This is a genomic window from Mycoplasma todarodis, assembly GCF_004335995.1.
GTDB lineage: Bacteria > Bacillota_I > Bacilli_A > Mycoplasmatales > Metamycoplasmataceae > Mycoplasma_K > Mycoplasma_K todarodis.
On the sequence record NZ_PSZP01000058.1, the window covers coordinates 1 to 2,810 of the forward strand.

Annotated in this window: 3 protein-coding genes; all 3 read left to right on the forward strand. The window is 32.2% G+C overall.

Annotated features, from left to right (window positions below):
• Positions 1-74: 74 nt before the first annotated feature.
• The 3 genes from C4B25_RS04505 to C4B25_RS04515 all read left to right on the forward strand — a co-directional run bounded on the left by C4B25_RS04505 (position 75) and on the right by C4B25_RS04515 (position 2,793).
• Positions 75-581, forward strand: coding sequence for a single-stranded DNA-binding protein (locus tag C4B25_RS04505; RefSeq protein ID WP_131613945.1), 507 nt, complete (start codon positions 75-77; stop codon positions 579-581).
• Positions 575-751 (forward strand): 30S ribosomal protein S18, encoded by a 177-nt coding sequence (gene rpsR / locus C4B25_RS04510; protein WP_131613947.1) that lies wholly within the window; start codon positions 575-577, stop codon positions 749-751. Before C4B25_RS04505 ends, rpsR begins: the two co-directional genes overlap by 7 nt.
• Before the next feature lie 77 nt (positions 752-828).
• Complete coding sequence (locus tag C4B25_RS04515) at positions 829-2,793, forward strand: GGDEF domain-containing protein (RefSeq protein WP_131613949.1); 1,965 nt, start codon at positions 829-831, stop codon at positions 2,791-2,793.
• Positions 2,794-2,810 lie beyond the last annotated feature (17 nt).

The window sequence follows — 2,810 nt, forward strand, 5'->3', positions numbered from 1 at the left end:
GCAATGGAAGCTCGTAGAGCTGAAAGAGCTGCTTATCAAGCTAGACAAAACGCTTCTAAAACAGAGGATAAGTAATGAATAAAGTTCTATTAGTAGGGAGATTAACTAGAGATCCACAAGCATTCCAAACAGCGTCAGGAATTAAATATGCTAGATTCACAGTTGTTGTAAGCAGACAATTCGGTGAAGATCAAGCTGATTTTATTCCAGTTGTTGCTTGAAGACAAACAGCAGAATTTGCTGAAAAATATCTAACAAAAGGTTCTAGGATATCAGTTGAAGGAAGATTTTCTTCATCAACATATAAAAATGCTCAAGATGAAACAGTAACTCATTACGAAGTTGCTGCCGATAGAGTTCAATCTCTTGAAACAAGAGCACAAAGAGAACAAAGAGAACAAAGAGAAGGACATGTTGCAACAGAAGTTAAACCTACAGTTACAACTCAACCAACTCCTCAACCAACTAATACAACACACAATTCATCAGTTCAAAAAGACGAGATAGCTCAAACAAAGGATGTCCCTTTAGACGTTCCTTGAGAGCTTGACCATTTAATAGAAAACCTAAGAAAGTGGTAAGAAGAAAGAAACCTTGTTTCTTCCACTTAGAGAAAATTAACTACATCGATTACAAAGATACAGAATTACTAGGAAGATTTATCAACAACCAAGGTAAAATCCTTTCTGCAGGTGTAACAGGTACTTGTGCTAAACACCAAAGATCTCTTTCTACAGCAATAAAGAATTAGACGTTAATTAAAATAACGACTAATAAGAGATAGTATATAATACTATCTTTTTTTTATCTTTGTTATATAATTATTCTATGAATAAAAAACACAAGATATTTTTACTAAGTTTAATAACCTTAGCAATAGTCGCATTAATTGTCGGAATGACATTAATTGGAACTCAACTAACTGGAAGCAATAGGGTTTTATTACTACTACTATTTGCAACGATTTCGATAGTTTCATTAATTTTAGTTCTAGGGGCAATAATAGGAATTAGAAGACAAAGAGTTGAGATTAAGAAATCTTTCGATTACTATATCGAAGAATTGATCTCATCATCAGGTATAGGAACAATTATCTTTAATAGTGAAGGAATTATTATATGATCATCAAAGTTTATATCAGAAAGATTTAACAACAGACTTATCGGTAAGAATGTATCCGATATTTCAAAAGAGTTCCAAGACCATTATCACAACAACAAAACACAATTTACATTCAAACATAATAATATTTTCTATGAAGCAAGTATTATAACTAAATCAAATTCTATAATCTTAAGAGACGTAACTGAGAAAGCATCAATTTTAGAACAATATAAAAATGAGAAATCAGTAGTTGCAGAATTAGATATTGATAACTTCCAAGAGTATCAATCACTTCTACCTGAAGAGGAAATATTTGCAATTCAATCAACAATTATGAAAATGTTGGATTCACTAGTTGAAAAACACAACATCATTTATCGTCAATATGTAAATGGTAAGTTTATGATTTTTACAGACCATGAAACATTAGATAAATTAATTAAAGAAGAATTTTCAGTATTTACTAAAATTAACACCGCTCTTTCAATCAATGGGGTTAAGTTAACAGTTTCAGTTGGTATTGGTGTTGGTTCAACATTACCTAATGAATTAATGAGTTTAGCTAAAGAAGCTATTATTCAATCTCAAAACCGTGGTGGTGACCAAGTTACTGTTGCTTACCAAAATCAAGATTATAAATACTTTGGTGCTGAGACAGAAGCTGTTTCATCATCATCAAGAGTTAAGATTTCTCAAATTTCAAAAATTATTGTTGAAAGATTGGGAGATCCTAAAATTAAAAATGTTATCGTCTATGGACATAAGTATGCTGACCTTGATGCCTTAGGTGCAACAAGAGGTATAGTAGAGATGGCCAGAGCATTCAACAAAAAATCATATATTGTTAATGCAACATTCGATAACACAACTAAAAAGGCTATTAAGCAATTAGTTAAAAATCCAAAAGAATTATTTATTAAACCAACTCAAGCCGATAAGTTCTCTAAATCATCAACATTAGTATTTATTTGTGATACGGCAGAACCAACTCGTACTGAGAACCCAAATGCTCTTAAAGGATTTGAGGAAAGTAATATATTTATCCTTGACCACCATAGAGTTACTAAATTACCAGAAGGAACACACAAATCACATACATATGTTGATACAGCTGTTTCTTCAGCATCGGAAATTGTTGCTGAAATTATTCAATTCTCAAAAAGAAATATTAAGATTTCACTTGAGACAGCTCAATTATTATTAGCTGGTATCTATCTTGATACAAAACAATTCCAGAAACAAGTTTCTTCTAGAACATTTGCCGCAGCATCATGACTTGAATCATTTGGTGCTACAGCAAACGTTGCAACTAACTTACTGAAATTATCAGAAAGTCAAACAACAACTATTAGAAAAATACTAACTGAGTTAATTGAAGTTAAACCCGGTTACTATTTAGCCACATATGATGGCGAAGCGGATTCAGATGTTATATCTGTAGCTGCTGATGAGATACTTAGAACAGAGGGAAGAAGGGCGGCATTCGTTATCGCTAAGATTCCTGGTTCTAAATTATATAAATTATCAGCTAGATCACTAGATGTTAATGTCCAACTTATAGCAGAGAGAGTTGGAGGTGGAGGACACTTCGCTGCTTCAGCAGCAACTTCAGAAGAGTCATTATCAATCTTTGCAGATAACCTAATACAGGCGATTGTGAGTGTGAAAAATGAAAGTAATAATAATTAAAGATTGTAAAAATGGTA